The 16,039-nt window shown below is 69.4% G+C and carries 13 protein-coding genes; 6 read left to right on the top strand and 7 right to left on the bottom strand.

Annotated features, from left to right (window positions below):
- The first annotated feature begins 93 nt into the window (after positions 1–93).
- Positions 94–1,242: a LacI family DNA-binding transcriptional regulator gene (locus tag AACH11_RS22570; RefSeq protein WP_341376542.1), complete on the top strand. Its 1,149-nt coding sequence runs from the start codon at positions 94–96 to the stop codon at positions 1,240–1,242.
- Between the two features lie 62 nt (positions 1,243–1,304).
- On the opposite strand, the gene AACH11_RS22565 is transcribed toward AACH11_RS22570, so the two are convergent.
- The 6 genes from AACH11_RS22565 to AACH11_RS22540 all read right to left on the bottom strand — a co-directional run bounded on the left by AACH11_RS22565 (position 1,305) and on the right by AACH11_RS22540 (position 8,319).
- Positions 1,305–2,315, bottom strand: coding sequence for a MurR/RpiR family transcriptional regulator (locus AACH11_RS22565; protein WP_341376541.1), 1,011 nt, complete (start codon positions 2,313–2,315; stop codon positions 1,305–1,307).
- 82 nt (positions 2,316–2,397) lie between these two features.
- Entirely contained in the window at positions 2,398–3,318 is a 921-nt protein-coding gene (locus AACH11_RS22560; RefSeq protein WP_341376540.1) for a sugar ABC transporter substrate-binding protein, read from the bottom strand.
- Positions 3,319–3,546: 228 nt separating this feature from the next.
- The gene (locus AACH11_RS22555; RefSeq protein WP_341376539.1) at positions 3,547–4,545 is read right to left on the bottom strand and encodes an ABC transporter permease; all 999 of its coding nucleotides are present in this window, start codon (positions 4,543–4,545) and stop codon (positions 3,547–3,549) included.
- Positions 4,542–6,080, bottom strand: coding sequence for a sugar ABC transporter ATP-binding protein (locus tag AACH11_RS22550; protein WP_341376538.1), 1,539 nt, complete (start codon positions 6,078–6,080; stop codon positions 4,542–4,544). Before AACH11_RS22550 ends, AACH11_RS22555 begins: the two co-directional genes overlap by 4 nt.
- 78 nt (positions 6,081–6,158) lie before the next feature.
- Positions 6,159–7,100, bottom strand: a complete 942-nt coding sequence (locus AACH11_RS22545) for a sugar phosphate isomerase/epimerase family protein (RefSeq protein WP_341376536.1) — start codon at positions 7,098–7,100, stop codon at positions 6,159–6,161.
- A gap of 46 nt (positions 7,101–7,146) precedes the next feature.
- The gene (locus AACH11_RS22540; protein WP_341376535.1) at positions 7,147–8,319 is read right to left on the bottom strand and encodes a Gfo/Idh/MocA family protein; all 1,173 of its coding nucleotides are present in this window, start codon (positions 8,317–8,319) and stop codon (positions 7,147–7,149) included.
- A gap of 319 nt (positions 8,320–8,638) precedes the next feature.
- On the opposite strand from AACH11_RS22540, the gene AACH11_RS22535 reads away from it, so the two are divergent.
- Complete coding sequence (locus tag AACH11_RS22535; protein WP_341376534.1) at positions 8,639–9,748, top strand: LacI family DNA-binding transcriptional regulator; 1,110 nt, start codon at positions 8,639–8,641, stop codon at positions 9,746–9,748.
- A gap of 32 nt (positions 9,749–9,780) precedes the next feature.
- On the opposite strand, the gene AACH11_RS22530 is transcribed toward AACH11_RS22535, so the two are convergent.
- The gene (locus AACH11_RS22530) at positions 9,781–10,830 is read right to left on the bottom strand and encodes a LacI family DNA-binding transcriptional regulator (protein ID WP_341376533.1); all 1,050 of its coding nucleotides are present in this window, start codon (positions 10,828–10,830) and stop codon (positions 9,781–9,783) included.
- 162 nt (positions 10,831–10,992) lie between these two features.
- Here AACH11_RS22530 and AACH11_RS22525 point away from each other — a divergent pair, with 162 nt between their 5' ends.
- From AACH11_RS22525 to AACH11_RS22510, 4 genes are all read left to right on the top strand, one after another.
- Positions 10,993–12,507: a sugar ABC transporter ATP-binding protein gene (locus AACH11_RS22525; protein ID WP_341376532.1), complete on the top strand. Its 1,515-nt coding sequence runs from the start codon at positions 10,993–10,995 to the stop codon at positions 12,505–12,507.
- Positions 12,508–12,547: 40 nt separating this feature from the next.
- Positions 12,548–13,570, top strand: coding sequence for an ABC transporter permease (locus AACH11_RS22520; RefSeq protein WP_341376531.1), 1,023 nt, complete (start codon positions 12,548–12,550; stop codon positions 13,568–13,570).
- Between the two features lie 171 nt (positions 13,571–13,741).
- Positions 13,742–14,662: a sugar ABC transporter substrate-binding protein gene (locus AACH11_RS22515; protein ID WP_341376530.1), complete on the top strand. Its 921-nt coding sequence runs from the start codon at positions 13,742–13,744 to the stop codon at positions 14,660–14,662.
- A gap of 207 nt (positions 14,663–14,869) precedes the next feature.
- Positions 14,870–15,892, top strand: coding sequence for a Gfo/Idh/MocA family protein (locus tag AACH11_RS22510; protein ID WP_341376529.1), 1,023 nt, complete (start codon positions 14,870–14,872; stop codon positions 15,890–15,892).
- Positions 15,893–16,039: the final 147 nt, after the last annotated feature.

Here is a 16,039-nt window from a genome sequence, read left to right as displayed (position 1 = left end):
TGAGCCGCATGCTAGAAAGCGGGTTCGCCCACGGCGCGACCCGACTCCGGAACCTGTCAGAACCTTTCATGACAGCCTGAAAGAATGAGAGCCATGCGCCCGCCTGCTGACCAGCCCTCCCCCTCGCCTGCCGCGCCTGACTCGCCTGCAGGGCCCGCCGCCGGCCCACGCCGCCGCGCCACCATCGAGGACGTGGCCCGCGCCGCGGGCCTGAGCGTGTCGACGGTCGACCGGGTGCTCAATGCCCGCGCGCCGGTGCGCGCCGACACCGCCGAGCAGGTGCGCCAGGCGGCCGAGGCACTGGACTTCCGCGGCGCCGCCGTGATCCGCGAGCGCGTGCGCGGCAGCCGCCCGCCGCGCACCTTCGGCTTCCTGCTGCTGGGCTCGGAGCCGGCCTTCTACCGCCGCCTGGCCCAGGCCCTGTGCGAGGCGGTGGAGGCCGAGCCGACGGTCCGCGGCCGGGCGCTGGTGGCCTACATGGCCGACATCGCGCCCGATGCGGTCAGCGACAGCCTGCTGGAGATGGGCCGGCGGGTGGACGCGGTGGCGGTGGTGGCGGCCGACCATCCGCAGGTCAGCGCGGCCGTCGAGCAGCTGCGCGCACGCGGCGTGCCGACCTTCGCGCTGATGCACGATCTGAGCGCCCCCGGCCGTGCCGGCTGCATCAGCGTCGACTGGCGGCGGGTGGGCCGCACCGCCGCCTGGTTCCTGACCCGGCTGGCGCCGCGGCCGGGCCGGCTGGCGCTGTTCGTCGGCTCGCACCGCTACCAGGGTCAGGAGCTGTTCGAGATGAGCTTTCGCGCCTATGTGCGGGCCCATGCCCCTCAGTTCGAGGTGCTGGAGGCGCTGGTCACGCTGGAGAACGAACGCATGGCCGGCGAGATCCTGCGCGAGCTGCTGCACCGCGAGAGCGAGCTGGTGGGCTTCTACGTCGCCGGCGGCGGCCTGGAGGGCGTGCTGCAGGCGCTGCAGGCCGAACGGGCGGCCGGCAGCCCCGCCGGGGCCGCGGGCACCGAGCTGATCGGCGCCTGCCACGAGCTGACCGAGATCTCGCGCCTGGGCCTGCTGCGCGGGCAGCTGCATCTGGTGCAGTCGCACCCCTTGCCGGCCCTCGCGCGCCAGGCCGTGCAGGCGATGGCGCGCGCGCTGGCCCCGCCACAGACCGGGCTGCACGTCGGCTTGCCGATCGGGCTGCAACAGCACCTGCTGCCGATGGATCTGCACACGCCCGAAAGCGTCTGAGCGCCGACCGACAGATCGGCCACCGGCCGCCGCCTGCCGCGCCGTGAGGCACCGGACCGGCCTCATGCCACCTCCGGCGCATCATGAGGAGACGGGCCGCCCGGCAGACCCTCGCGGCGCGCCAGATGGGCGCAGCAGATCAGCAAGGCCTCGGCCAGCCACAGCGCGGGCAAGGCGCTGCCATCGGCCAAGGCCGGCCGGACACCGCTGCCCGCCCCAGCCATCGGGCCCACCAGCGCCGGCCAGGGCTCGACCAGCAGGCGCACATCGGCCTGCTGGCCCAGCCGCGGCAGGCGGCTGTCGGTCAGCACGATGACCGGCGCCCCCATGCGCCGCGCCTGGGCGGCCAGGCCGGGCAGCGGCCCGTCGTGCGGAGCCAGATGCACCAGCAGGCAGAGATCGTCACGGTCCATCGCCGTGGCCAGCGGCGGATCCAGCAGGCGCAGCGCGGGCGCAGGGCCGGTGGACACCCCGCCGGACCAGCCGCAGGCCAGACGGCGGGCGACGGCCGCACCCGGCCCTTCGCCCGCGATCCAGACCCGGCGGGCCTGCAGCAGCAGGCGTGCCGCCGGCGCCAGCTCGGGCGGCAGGTCGCGGGCGAGCTGGCGCACCAGGCCCTGCCGCTGGCGGTCCAGCGCTGACCGGGCCTCGGACGACCAGTCGGCCAGGGGCAGCCCCTCCGCGCCCGGGACATCGGCCCCCGGCGTGGCACGGATCGCCCCGCCGGCACCCGCGGCCGCTGCCGCCCGGGCGGTGGCCAGCGCCCCCGGCACCGCCAGCCGCTTCAGCGCATGGAAGCCCCTCAGTCCGAAGCACTGGGCGAAGCGCACCACGGCCGAGGGCTGCACGCCGCAGGCCGCCGCCACGTCCTGGATGCGCTCCAGCGCCAGCGTGCTGCGGTGGCGCTCGACATGGCGGGCGATGCGCTGCAGCTGCGGGCTGAGCGCCGCATGGCGCCGCGCCACCTGATCCAGCAGCGCGTCCATGTCCGTCGGCGGCGTGGCCGGGGCGGCCGCATCGGCGAGGCCGTGTGCGCCGGTGTGCGCGAAGGCCGTGACGGGGGTGGCATGCACGCCGATCTCCAGAGTCAGGGGCGGGTCGACAGCGGTGATGGTGGCTTCAGAGGCTTCAGGGGCCTCAGTCGCCTCAATTACCTCAATAGCGCGCCACGTTGTCCTTGCTGATGGACTCGAAGGGCACCAGCACGTCGGCCGGCGCGGCCTTGCCGGCCTTCAGCTCGGTCAGCACCTTGAACGCGCCCTGGGCCTGGGCCTGGCCGTTCTGCAGCACCGACTGCGCCATCTCGCCGGCCTTGATCGCCGTCTTGGCATCCGCCGTGCCGTCGATGCCCGAGATCAGCACGCCCTTGCGGCCGGCCGTCTTCAGCGCCTGCAGCGCACCCAGCGCCATCTGGTCATTGGCCGCGACGATGGCGTCGAACTTCGGATAGCGCTGCACCCAGTCCTCGGTGATCTTCATGCCCTCGGCGCGGCTGTAGTTGCCCGACAGCGAGGACAGCACGTTCACGTCCTTGCGCGCCTTGAGCGCGGCCATGAAGCCCTGCTCACGCTCCATCGAGTGGTACAGGCCCGGCGTGCCCTGCAGGTACAGCACCTTGGCGCCCTGCGGCAGCGCCTTGGCCATGAACTCGCCCTGCATGCGGCCGGCATCGATGTTCTTCGAACCGACGAAGGTGGACTTGCCGCCCTTGGCCTGGATGTTGAGGGTCACGACCGGAATGCCGGCCTTGTTGGCCCGCTCGATGCCCGGGGTGATGCCCTCGTAGTCGACCGGCACGACGACGATGGCCTTGACCTTCTGCGCGATGAAGTTGTCGATCTGGTCGAGCTGTCGGGTGACGTCGTTGTTCGCGTCGGCGAACTTCACGTCGACCGCTGCATCGGCCTTGGCCGCGTCGATGAAGGCCTTCTTGACCATGTTGGGGAAGAAGTCCGAATCGGCGATGTTGGTGTAGCCGACGGCGAACTTCGCCGACTGGGCCTGGGCCGTCATCACGGCCGTGCCGAGGGCGGCGGCCAGCAGGCTCAGGCTGAAAAGGCGCTTGGTGATCGTCATGGTGGGGGCTCCGGGATCTCGTTCCATCTGGGTGGCGCCGGCCGGGGCCCGTGGTGGGCTCGAACGTTGGGCCGGCGATGTCTCTGTCGTGCGGGAAGGGCGTGGGGCGGGTACTGCGGGCGTGCGGCGTCCTCCGTGGGTCGGATGGGGAGATGAAGGTTCGGCGGTGGTCGGGTCCAGGGGCACCGAGGACCCTCGTTTCAGGCGTCAGGCTTCAGGCCTCAGACATCAGCCACGCCGGCCACCGCCCTTGGTCTTGACGTCCAGGATCACCGCCACGGCGATGATCAGGCCCTTGACCACCTGCTGCCAGTACGAGCTGACGTTCATCAGGTTCAGCAGGTTGTTGATGACGCCGATGATCATCGCGCCCACCAGCGTGCCGCCGATGGTGCCGGTGCCGCCCATCAGGCTGGTACCGCCGATGACGACCGCGGTGATGGCATCGAACTCGTAGGACACGCCCGCGGCCGGCTGGCCCGAGTTGATGCGCGACATCAGCACGATGCCGGCCAACGCCACCAGCACGCCGTTGAGGACGAAGGCCAGGCGCACCACACGGTCGGTGTCGATGCCCGAGGCGGTGGCGGCGCGCAGATTGCCGCCGGTGGCCACCACATGGCGACCGAAGCGCGTGCGGTTGAGCAGCACCCAGCACAGCCCGGCCGCGGCCGCCAGGATCAGCACCGAGATCGGCACCGGCCCGATGTCACCCTGGCCGATGATCCTGAAGTCGTCGCCCAGGCCGCTGACGGGCAGGCCGCCGGTGTAGAGCAGCACGATGCCGCGCGCCACCGTCATCATCGCCAGCGTCAGGATGAAGGACGGGATCTTGAAGTGCGTCACCACCCAGCCGTTGATGAAGCCGGTGACCACGCCCACGCCCATGCCGGCGCTCAGGGCCAGGCCGAGGTTGCCGGTCTCGGCCATCACGCTGGCCGCCACCGTGCCGGCCAGCGCCAGCACCGAACCCAGCGAGACGTCGATGTGGCCCAGGATGATGATGAAGGTGACACCACAGGCCAGCAGGCTGACGACCACCACCTGGCGCAGCACGTTGGTCAGGTTGCCCACCGTCAGGAAGGTCTCGCTGAGCACCGAGGCCAGCAGGCACAGCCCGATGAAGATCAGCATCGTGCCGTAGCGGCGGTAGATGTCGGAGAAGTTCGGGTAGCGGGTCTGGAAGCTGCCGCTCCATTCGGCGATCAGGCTCGTGGTCTTGTTCATTGTCTCGCTCCGGTGGCCAGGGCCATGATGGATTCCTGTGTCGCGTCGGCCCGGCTCAGCTGGCCGGTGACGTGTCCTTCCTGCATCACGATCACCCGGTCGCTCATGCCGAGCACTTCCGGCAGCTCCGAGGAGATCATGATGATCGCCAGGCCCTGCCTGGCGAAGTCGGTCATCAAGCGGTGGATCTCGGATTTCGAGCCCACGTCGATGCCGCGTGTGGGCTCGTCGAGGATCAGCACCTTCAGGTCGCCCAGCAGCCACTTGGCCAGCACGATCTTCTGCTGGTTGCCGCCGCTGAGCGTGCCAGCGCCGGTGTCCAGGCTGGCGGTCTTGATGCGCAGCAGCTTGCGCATGCGCTCGGCCTCCCGCTGCTCGTCCGCGCGGTCCAGCAGGCCGACGGGGCCGCGCACGAAGCGCGTCAGGTTGGCCAGCGCGATGTTCTCGCCAACCGATCGGCACAGCACCAGCCCCTCACCCTTGCGGTCTTCCGAGACCATCGCGATGCCGCGTCCGATGGCGTCGGCCGGGCGCCGGATCGTCACCGGCCGGCCGTCCAGCAGGATCTGCCCGGCGTCCAGCGGGTCGAGCCCGAACAGCGCGCGCACCACCTCGGTCCGTCCGGCGCCGATCAGGCCGGCCAGGCCGACGATCTCGCCGGCGGCGACCTGGAAGCTGATGTCCTCGAACACGCCGCGCCGCGTGAGCCCGCGCAGCTCCAGCACGGTGGCACCGATGGGCACCGTCTCCTTCGGGAAGATGCGCTCGATGCTGCGGCCCACCATCTGCGCGATCAGCCGCGGCTCGTCGTAATCGGTGGCCGCACCGGAGGCCACGTACTGGCCGTCCCGGATCACCGTGATGTCGTCGGCGATGCGGAAGATCTCGTCCATCTTGTGCGAGATGTAGATGATGGCCACGCCACGCGACTTCAGGTCGTCGATCTGGCGGAACAGCATCTCGACCTCGGTGTCGCTGATGGCCGAGGTCGGCTCGTCCATGATCACCAGCGAAGCCCCGCGCGAGATCGCCTTGCCGATCTCCACCAGCTGCATGCCCGCGATGCTCAGCTCGCCCATGCGCTGGGTCGGCGCATAGCGCAGGCCCAGCCGATCGAACAGGGCCTGGGTCTGGCGCGCCATCTCGGCGAAGTCGACGAAGCTGCGCAAGGCGGCCAGCGGCCCGTGGCGCAGCGTCGGCTCACGGCCGAGGAAGATGTTCTCGGCGATCGTCATCTCCGGCACCGGGCTGAGCTCCTGGTGGATCATCGCGATGCCGCGGGCCAGCGCATCGCGCGTGCCGCCACCGTCCAGGCGCTCGCCACGGAACCAGATCTCGCCCTCGTCGATCGCGTGCTCGCCGCTGAGCACCTTCATCAGCGTGGACTTGCCGGCGCCGTTCTCGCCGACCAGCACGTGCACCGTGCCCGGCCGCACCTTCAGGTGCACGCCGTCCAGCGCCTTGACGCCCGGAAAGCTCTTGCAGATGCCCCTCATCTCCAGCACATGGCCGGCATCGGGCGTGGCCCTGTTCATCGGCTTGTCTCCTGCTTGCAGGCTGCCCCGGGCGGCCACGCGACATCGGCGTGGCCTGAGGGCCCGGGGTCAGCGGACTCAGACGCTGATGGTCTGCTTGAGGGCGTCGACGGAGGTGCGCACGCCGGCCTCGATGGACATCGTCAGGTCCTCCATCTCCAGCGAGACGTGGCCGTCGTAGCCGCCCATGCGGCAGACCGAGAAGAACTCCTTCCACCACTGCAGGTCCTGGCCGCAGCCGACCGCCACGTAGTTCCAGGTGCGGGTCTCGGCCGCGGTGACGGGCTGGGTCTCCAGCAGGCCGTTGATGTCGGCCAGACCACGCTCGATGCGCGCATCCTTGCCGTGGATGTGGTGGATGGCGCCCTTGAGCGCCCGCGCCGAGGCGATCGGGTCCGCGCCCATCGCGATCAGGTGCGAGGGGTCGAGGTTGATGCCGACCACCGGGCCCACCGCCGCACGCAGGCGCAGCAGCGTGGCCGGGTTGTAGACCAGCATGCAGGGGAACTCCTCGATCGCGATCTGCGTGACGCCGTGCGCCTCGCAGTGCTGCACGAAGGCCTTCCACCAGGGGATGGCCACCTCGTTCCACTGGTAGTCCAGCGCCGGGGCCATGTAGTCGGGCCAGGAGACGGTGGAGGTGATCCAGTTCGGCGTCCGGTCACCGGGGGCGCCGGCCGGGCAGCCCGACATCATCACCACCTTCTTCACGCCCAGCAGGCCGGCCAGGCGGATGGTGTCGTAGGTGGAGGCGGTGTGGCGTTCGCCCATCTCGCCGGGCGACAGCGGGTTGCCCGAGCAGTTCAGCGCGGCGATCTCCATGCCGCGGCTCTCCAGCTCGGCCATGAAGGCGATGCGCGCGGATTCGCTGTCGAGCAGCTCCTGGCGCTTGACGTGAGGGCAGCCGGCCCAGCCGCCGGCGGTCATCTCGACCGCGTCGATGCCGAGGGATTTCACCTTGTCCAGCATCTCGGTGTAGGACAGGTTGCCGTAGACGTCCGTGCAGATGGCGAGTTTCATGAGGGTTCAGTTCCGGAGGATGTCGAAGAGGGAATGCGGGGGGGCTTCAGCGGAAGTCGACCCAGGCGGCACCGGCGTCGGCCGAGCGCACGCAGTTCTCCAGCCAGCGCACGCCTTCGAGGCCGGCCTGGATGTCGGGGTAGTGGTGGGTGGCCAGGAAGGCCTCGTCGCCGCGCTGACGGGCGTCGATGGCCTGGGCGATCCACAGATAGATGTTGGCCCAGCTGTCGCCCAGGCCCTCGGTGTGCAGCGCGCCCATGCGGTCGGCCGCCAGGCTCTCGTCTTCCAGATAGGGCATGCCGTGGTGCAGCACGCGGCCGGGCTCGCCCTGCACCTCGTAGTGCAGCTGATCCGGATGCGCATCCGACCAGGACACGCTGGCCTTGCTGCCGACGAAGCGGTAGCGCTGCGAGCCCATGTTGCCGGCATCCACCGACGACACCCACAGCCGGCCGCGCGCGCCGTTGTCGTAGTGCATCAGCACGGTGGCGTGGTCTTCCAGCGGCGCGCGGGTCGGGATGAAGGCCTTGCGGTCGCACAGCAGGCGCTCGACCTTGAGCTGCGGCAGCACCACTTCCGACAGGTAGTACAGATGGGTGCCGATGTCGCCCAGCACGAAGGTCGGGCCGGCGGTGCGCGGGTTGGTGCGCCACTTCACGGCCTCGCCGGCGCCGGTGTCGTCACCGGCGTTGAAGCCGTGGGTGTAGGCCATGTCGACCAGGCGGATGTCACCCAGCAGGCCCTTCTTGACCATCGCGGCCATCTGGTGCACCAGCGGGTGGCCGGTGAAGCCGTAGGTGACGCCGACGATCAGGCCCTTGTCGCGGGCCAGCGCGGCGATCTCCTCACATTCGGTCACCGAGAAGAACAGCGGCTTCTCGCAGATCACGTGGATGCCGGCCTGCAGCAGCGCCTTGGTGATCTCGTAATGGGTGAAGTTGGGGGTCGCCACCGAGACCACCTCGACGCCATCGGCGCGGCCGGCCTCGCCCTGGATCAGCGCCTGCACGTCGGCGTAGCAGCGCTCGGCGGCCACGCCCAGGTTCACGCCGAAGTCACGGCCGCGCGCCTCGTCGAGATCGAAGGCACCGCAGACCAGGCGGTAGGTGCCGTCGCGCAGCGCGCCGCTGCGGTGCTTGTAGCCGACCTGGCCGGTACGGCCACCGCCGACCATGCCCCAGCGCAGCGGGCGGGAGATGCGTTGTTCACCGTTGATCATGAAGCGGTTCCTGAGTGGACCTTGATTTGCTCACGTGTGCAAATCGGGTTGAAAAAAATGGGAGGGATCGAAGACGATCACCCGCCCGGAATCAGGGCAAGGCCCGGCCAGCCGGTGCTTGGCCGTGGCTCCTCTTGCCATCCGGAAGCCGGACCTCACCGGCACTCCGTCTTGCACAGGTGTGCATTGTGGGCAGGCCTTCCGGGCCGCGCATCAGGGTTTGCACTCGTGTGCATCGCCTCGTGCATCCCGCACCGCTGCGGGCGGGCGCGGCATCCGGCGCGACGGCGTCCGCCGGACCGCTGGCTATCATCGGCCGATGCCCCGCCGCTCCACCCCCTCGTCCGACCCCGTGCCCGCCGCCGATCCCGCACGTCCCGACGACGACGCACCGCCGCGCCCGGCGGCCCCTGGCGAGTCGCGCAAGGTGACCGCGATCGACGTGGCCGAGCGGGCCGGCGTCTCGCGCTGGACCGTCTCGCGCGCCTTCACCGATGGCGCGTCCGTCGCCCCCGAGGTGCGTGAGCGCATCCTGGAAGTGGCCACCGAGCTCGGCTACCGGCCCAATCTGCTGGCCCGGGGCCTGATCAAGCGCCGCAGCCAGCTGATCGGCGTGGTGGTCGACGAGCTGGCCAACCCCAACCTGATGCCGGTGCTCGACGAGATCACGCGGCAGCTGCAGCGCGAGGGCCACCTCAGCATCCTGCTCAACATCAGCGACCGCACGGCGCAACGCCCGCTGCTGACGCTGGCCGACCAGTTCCAGGTCGATGGCCTGATCTTCCTGGGCACGGTGCTGACCGATGACCTGGTGCGCCTGGCGCTCGAAGTGCGGCACATCCCGCTGGTGGTGCTCTACCGCAGCACCGTCCACCCCGAGATCCAGGTCGTCAGCACCGACGGCCGCGCCGCCGGCCGTGCGCTGGCCGATCTGGTCGCGGCCGAGGGCGCCGGCCACGTCGCCTACATGTCCGGCACGCCGTCGGAGTCGACCCAGCTGCGCCGGCTCGACGGCTTCCGCGAAGGCCTGAGCGGCCACGGCCTGGCCCTGCGCACCGTGATCGGCACCGATCACTACCGCCGGGACTGCGGGGCCAGCGCGCTGCACGCGCTGCTGGAGAGCCGGGCGCCGCAGGACTGGCCCGACATGCTGTTCTGCGAGACCGACATCCTGGCCATCGGCGCCATCGATCTGCTGCGCCAGCGCGGGCTGGAGGGCCGCATCGGCATCCTCGGCTTCGACGACATCGAGCTGGCGTCCTCACCGACCTACGACCTGACGACCTGGCACCAGCCGATGAAGGCCCTGGTGACCGAGGGCGTGCGCCGCCTGCTCGGCGGCGAGGTGACGCAGCCGCAGCAGCACCTGTCGGGCTGGCTGGTGCGGCGGGGTTCGCACCGGCGCACGCGGCCGCCGGTGGCGGGCTGAGCGGCTGAACCGCCGGTCGGGCGCGTCCTCGCTCAGCGGCTTTCCGGGGTCTGCGTCTCCAGCGGGACCAGCAGGTTGCCGGGTGGGCGCTCCGGCTCGTCGAGCGCCGCCACCATGCGGCTGACCAGTCCGGCCGCCAGGGCCGGCAAGGGGTGGGACAGCACGGCCATCAGGTCGCCCCGCATCAGGCCGTCGCGGGTGCAGTCCATCAGCTCTCGGGCCACCCCCACCACCGGCGCGCCGCCGGCCTCGCGGTGCTCGCGCAAGGCCCGCAGCACGCCGCCGGTGCCGTCGCCGGCCACGAACACGCCGACGATCTCGGGATAGCGCTGCAGCAGCTCGCGCATGCCCTCCTCGGCCAGCGCGTTGCTTTCCAGCGTGACGAAGGGCTCCAGCAGCTCGAACTGAGGGGCATGCTCGCGCACATAGGAGCGGAAGCTCATCTCCGCCAGCTCCTGGCACTGGAAGCGGTGGCTGCCGACGAAGATCACCACCTTGCCCGGCTCACGCGCCAGCTTGGTGATGAACCAGGCCGCCGTGCGGCCGACGCTGCGGTTGTCGAGGCCCGCATAACCGGTGCGGTCAGGGGAGCTGAGCTCGGAGATCAGCGCGAAGACCGGCACGCCGCGCGCCTTCAGCCGCGCGATCTCGGCACCGATCAGCGCATGGTCGGCCGCCACCAGGGCCACCGCATCCACCCGCTCGCCGAGCCGGCGCAGGCGCTGCGACACGGCCTCGGGCGCGATGTCGTCCATGAACTCGATCTCGGCCTGGGGCAGGCAGCCGGGATGGGCCTCGGCCGCCTGGGCGATGGCCTGGCCCAGCGTGCGGTGGAAGTCCAGGTCCGGATGCTCCAGCAGGAAGCCCAGCCGGTGGCGCGGCCGCTTGCCCTGCACCCGCTCGCGGATGACGGCCGCCGCATGGAAGCCCATGGACTCGGCGATCTGCTGGATGCGCTGCGCGGTGTCCAGCCGCACCGGCGCGCGGCCGTTGAGCACCCGGTCGACGGTGGACGGGCTCACGCCGGCGGCCTGGGCCACGTCCGTGATGGTGGCGCGACGGCTTCGTGAAGGTGATGACATTTTTACGTCAATGGAAACCCTGATCTTCTGATCAGTCATGACAGGATTTATAGCACGCGATGTCAAGAAGGACCGCGCGCTGGCTAGCATCCGTCCCGCTCACCCACCGAGGTCAGCACGGCCGGATGCCCGGCCCCCGCGCCGTACCCAGGAGACCGACCGATGACCTTGACCGCCGCCCCCGAACCCGTGCTGGAGATGCGCGGCATCACCAAGAGCTTTCCCGGCGTCAAGGCGCTCGACGGCGTGAACCTGAAGGTGCGTCCCGGCACGGTGCACGTGCTGGTCGGCGAGAACGGCGCCGGCAAGTCCACGCTGATGAAGATCCTCAGCGGCGAGCACACGATCGACGGCGGCGAGATCCGCTTCAAGGGCCAGCGCCTGGACAGCCGCAACACCCGCGCCGCGCTGGAGATCGGCATCTCCATGATCCACCAGGAGCTCAGCCCGGTGCTGGACCTGAGCATCGCCGAGAACATCTTCCTCGGCCGAGAGCCGATGCACGGACCGCTGGGCCTGTTCGTCGACTTCACCCGCATGCGCACCGAGACCCAGGCCCTGCTGGACCGCCTGGGCCTGCGCTACCGCGCCGACCAGCGCATGGGCGATCTGAGCATCGCCGGCATGCAGTTGATCGAGATCGCCAAGGCCATCTCCCGCCATGCCTCGCTGGTGATCATGGACGAGCCCACCTCGGCCATCAGCGACACCGAGGTGGCGATGCTGTTCCGCCAGATCGACGACCTGAGGGCCCACGGCGTGGCCATCATCTACATCACGCACAAGATGGACGAGATCTTCCGCATCGCGGACGACATCACCATCATCCGTGACGGTCAGTTCGTCGAAGCCGGTGAGGCCAGCCGTTATGACGAATCCCGCCTGATCTCGCTGATGGTCGGCCGCACCATCTCCAGCATCTTCCCGAAGGAGACGGTGCCGATCGGCGAGGTGGCGCTGGAGGTCCAGGGCCTGAGCCGCAAGGGCGTGTTCCAGGACATCAGCTTCCAGGTGCGGCGCGGCGAGATCCTGGGCCTGGCCGGCCTGGTGGGCGCCGGGCGCACCGAGGTGGTCCGCGCCATCTTCGGCCTCGATCCGGTCGACCGCGGCGAGATCCGGATCAACGGCCGGACGGTCGACATCCGCAAGCCGGCCGACGCCATCGCCCACGGCATCGCGATGGTGTCCGAGGACCGCAAGGCCGAAGGCCTGGTGCTGTGCCGCTCGGTGGGCGAGAACATCTCGCTGGCCAATCTGCAGAAATTCATTCCCGGCCTGTTCATCGACCGCCAGCGCGAGAACGCCGAAGGCGAGCGCATGCGCGGCCTGTTGCGCATCAAGAGCGCCAGCCTCGACACCGTCGTCGGCACGCTCAGCGGCGGCAACCAGCAGAAGATCGTGATCGCCAAGTGGCTGCTGGGTGACCTGACCGTGCTGATCCTCGACGAGCCCACCCGCGGCATCGACGTGGGCTCCAAGTCGGAGATCCACAAGCTGATGACCCAGTTCGCCCGCCAGGGCCTGGCCATCATCATGATCTCCTCGGAACTTCCCGAAGTGCTGGGCATGAGCGACCGCGTGGTCGTGATGCAGGAAGGCCACTTCAAGGGCGAGCTGCCGCGCAGCGAAGCCACCCAGGAAAACATCATGCGGCTGGCCACCAGCGGCGTGCATTGAACCCCACACGCCTGACACGCATTCGACGGAGACAAGCAACATGAGCAGCACCGCCCCGACGCTGGGCCAGACCAGCGGCACCATTCCCCAGCGCACCGGCTGGGACGCCATCCGCCACATGGGCTTCGCCGAGATCTACCGCAAGTACGGCACGATCCTCATCTTCATCGGCATCTTCATCCTGGCCTCGGTGCTGGACGAGACCTTCCTGACCGCCGGCAACCTGACCAACGTGCTGCGCCAGGTGGTGGTCGTCAGCCTGCTGGCCTGCGGCGTCACCTTCATCATCATCCTGGGCCACATCGATGTCTCGCTGGGCTCGGTGCTGGCGCTGTGCGGCACGCTCGCGGCCAGCGTGATGTCGATGACCGGCAGCCTGTCGCTGGCGCTCGGCGCCGGCGTGCTGGCCGGCATCGTCACCGGCCTGCTCAACGGCTGGGTGGTCACGTACTTCAAGATCCCGTCGTTCATCATGACGCTGGCGATGACGACCGTCGCCCGTGGCGCCATCCTGCTCTACACGGCCGGCGTGCCGGTGAGCGATCTGGGCCACTTCTCGGTCATCGGCCAGGGCTTCATCGGGCCGGTGCCGATCTCCGTGATCATCCTGATCGCCGTGGTGATCGTGTCCTGGGTGTTGCTCAACCGCACGCAGTTCGGACGTCATGTCTATGCGGTGGGCGGCAACATCAAGGCGGCCCAGGCCTCGGGCATCGACACCGACAGCGTCATCCGCAAGGCCTTCATCTACAACGGCATCCTGGTGGCCATCGCCGGCATCGTGCTGATGTCGCGGGTCAACTCGGGCCAGCCGGCGGCCGGCGTCGCCTACGAGTTCGACGCCATCACCGCGGTGGTGGTCGGTGGCACCAGCCTGATGGGTGGCACCGGCACGATCACCGGCACCGTCATCGGCGCCATGATCATCGGCGTCATCAACAACATCCTCAACCTGATGAACGTCAGCTCGTACTGGCAGATGATCATCAAGGGTCTGATCATCGCCGTGGCGGTGATCCTGGACGTGAAGACGAAATCGGCGGGCGCGGGCAGGAAGGCCTGATCAACCGGAACGCACGGGCCGCATCGATCGACCGTTTGCCGGGAAGGAGTCCCAACGCCCAGAGCACGCATCGCCTCATCCACCGGAGCAGCAACACGAGAGACAGGTGCGACGGCCCGACATCGACATCACGCCCGGACCGCCGCACGACCACGAACGAGAGACCGCACCATGATCAAGATCCTGAACATCGCCGCCGCCGTCACCCTGGCCTTCGCCGCGGCCGCCCCGGGCGCCGCCTTCGCCCAGAAGGCCTTCAGCGTCGGCTATGCCAACCTGGCCGACACCGACGTGTTCACCATGAGCCGCAAGAACGCCTTCATCGAGGCGGTCAAGGCCAGCCCGAGCGTCAAGGTGTCGTTCGCCGACGCCAACGGCGACATCAGCCGTCAGCTCGACCAGATCGACAACTTCATCGCGCAGAAGGTCAACGTCATCGTCGTGGTGCCGGTGGACTACCGCGGCATCGTCCCGGGTGTCGAGAAGGCCAACAAGGCCGGCATTCCGGTGATCGCGCTGGGCATCGAGTCGGCCGGTGGCAAGACCACCTTCGTCGGCTCGAAGAACCTGGATGCCGGCCGCATGCAGGGCGAGTACATGGCCAAGGTGCTGCCGAAGAACGCGAAGATCGTCTACCTGCAGGGTCAGCCCGGCCTGTACCACAGCAAGGAGCGTCTGGACGGCTTCACCAAGGCCCTGGCCACCCGCGCGGACGTCAAGGTCCTGGCCAACCTGCCGGCCAACTACGACCGCAACGAGGGCATGAAGGTCACCGAGGACTGGGTGCAGAAGTTCCCGCAGTTCGACGCGCTGATCGCGGCCAACGACCAGATGGCGCTCGGTGCGCTGCAGGCGCTGAAGGCGGCCAACCGCAAGGGCGTGCTGATCTCCGGCATCGACGGCACCAAGGATGCGCTGACGGCGATCAAGGCCGGCGAGATGGCGCAGTCGATCTTCCAGAACGCCAAGGGCCAGGCCGACGGCGCCTACCAGATCGTCAAGCTGGCGATGGACGGCAAGCCCCTGCCCAAGGAACTGCTGATCCCCTTCGAGTCGATCGTCAAGGACAACGTCGACAAGTACGCCAAGTGATCCGCCAGTGATCCGGGCAGCGCGGCGGCACACCCTGCCCGCCCGCCATCGCCCCTGACGGGTCCGGCCCGTCCCCTTCCCCCACCAGCGCCCGGCCCGGGCCCGTGCCCCGGGTTGCGCCGCCGCATGGGCGGACAGGGCCGGCCGGACCCACCCTGCGCCTCCCGTCCCCTTTCCTTTCCTTCCAGACCCCAAGGACATCCCATCATGAGCACGCACGCGCTGCGCATCGGCATCATCGGCTGTGGCGGCATCGGCCAGGACCACGCCCGCCGCCTGCACTACAAGCTCCAGGGCGCACGCGTCGTCGCGCTCAACGACATCGACCGGGCGGGCACCGAGGCCTTCAATGCCGCGGCCGGTCTGGGCGCCACGGTCCATGACCGTTATCAGGACGTCATCGACTCACCCGAGGTCGACGCCCTGCTGATCGCCTCCTGGGGCCCCGCCCACGAGGAGCAGGTGCTGGCCTGCATCGCCGCCGGCAAGCCCGTCTTCTGCGAGAAGCCGCTGGCCACCAGCGCCGCCGGTGCGCTGCGCATCGTCGAGGCCGAGGTGCGTGCCGGCCGGCCGCTGGTGCAGGTCGGCTTCATGCGCCGCTACGACGCGGGCTACCGCCAGCTCAAGCAGACGCTGAAGGCCGGCACCATCGGCGAGGCGCTGATGGTGCACTGCGCCCACCGCAACCCCTCGGTGCCGGACATGTACGTCGATGACATGAACATCACCGACACCCATGTGCACGAGATCGACGTGCTGCGCTGGCTGCTCGACGACGACTACGTCACCGCCCAGGTGGTGTCGGGCCGCAGGACGCGCAACGCCCACAACGGCCTGACCGACCCGATCATGGTGCTGCTGGAGACCCGCTCGGGCATCCGCATCGACACCGAGATCTTCGTCTCCTGCCGCTTCGGCTACGACATCCAGTGCCACGTCGTCGGCGAGACCGGCGTGGCCAGCCTGCCCGAGCCGATGAGCGTGCCGTTGCGCTCGGGCGGCCGCCAGTCCACCGAGATCCTGATGGACTGGAAGCGCCGCTTCATCGACAGCTACGACGTCGAACTGCAGGAATGGCTGGACGACACGCGCAAGGGCATCGTCACCGGCCCGACCGCCTGGGACGGCTACTTCGCCTCGGCCACGGCCGAGGCCTGCGTCGAGGCCCGCCACAGCCAGCGGATCACGCCGATCCGCATCGCCGACCGCCCGGCCTTCTACGGCCGCTGACCGATGCCCGATGCCGGAGCGTCTTCCGGGGCGGTCTCAAGTCCGAAATGCAACACCCCACCGGATTGCTGCATCATCAATGAACCGCTGCCACGTCCTGTTCGGCAACGGTCTGCATCATCTCGCGGAACGCCTGGATCGGACTGC

Source organism: Pseudaquabacterium rugosum, assembly GCF_038066575.1.
Taxonomy (GTDB): Bacteria; Pseudomonadota; Gammaproteobacteria; order Burkholderiales; family Burkholderiaceae_C; genus Pseudaquabacterium; species Pseudaquabacterium rugosum.
Note: the sequence above shows the minus strand (reverse complement) of the source record. Positions and strands in the feature narration are given on the sequence as shown.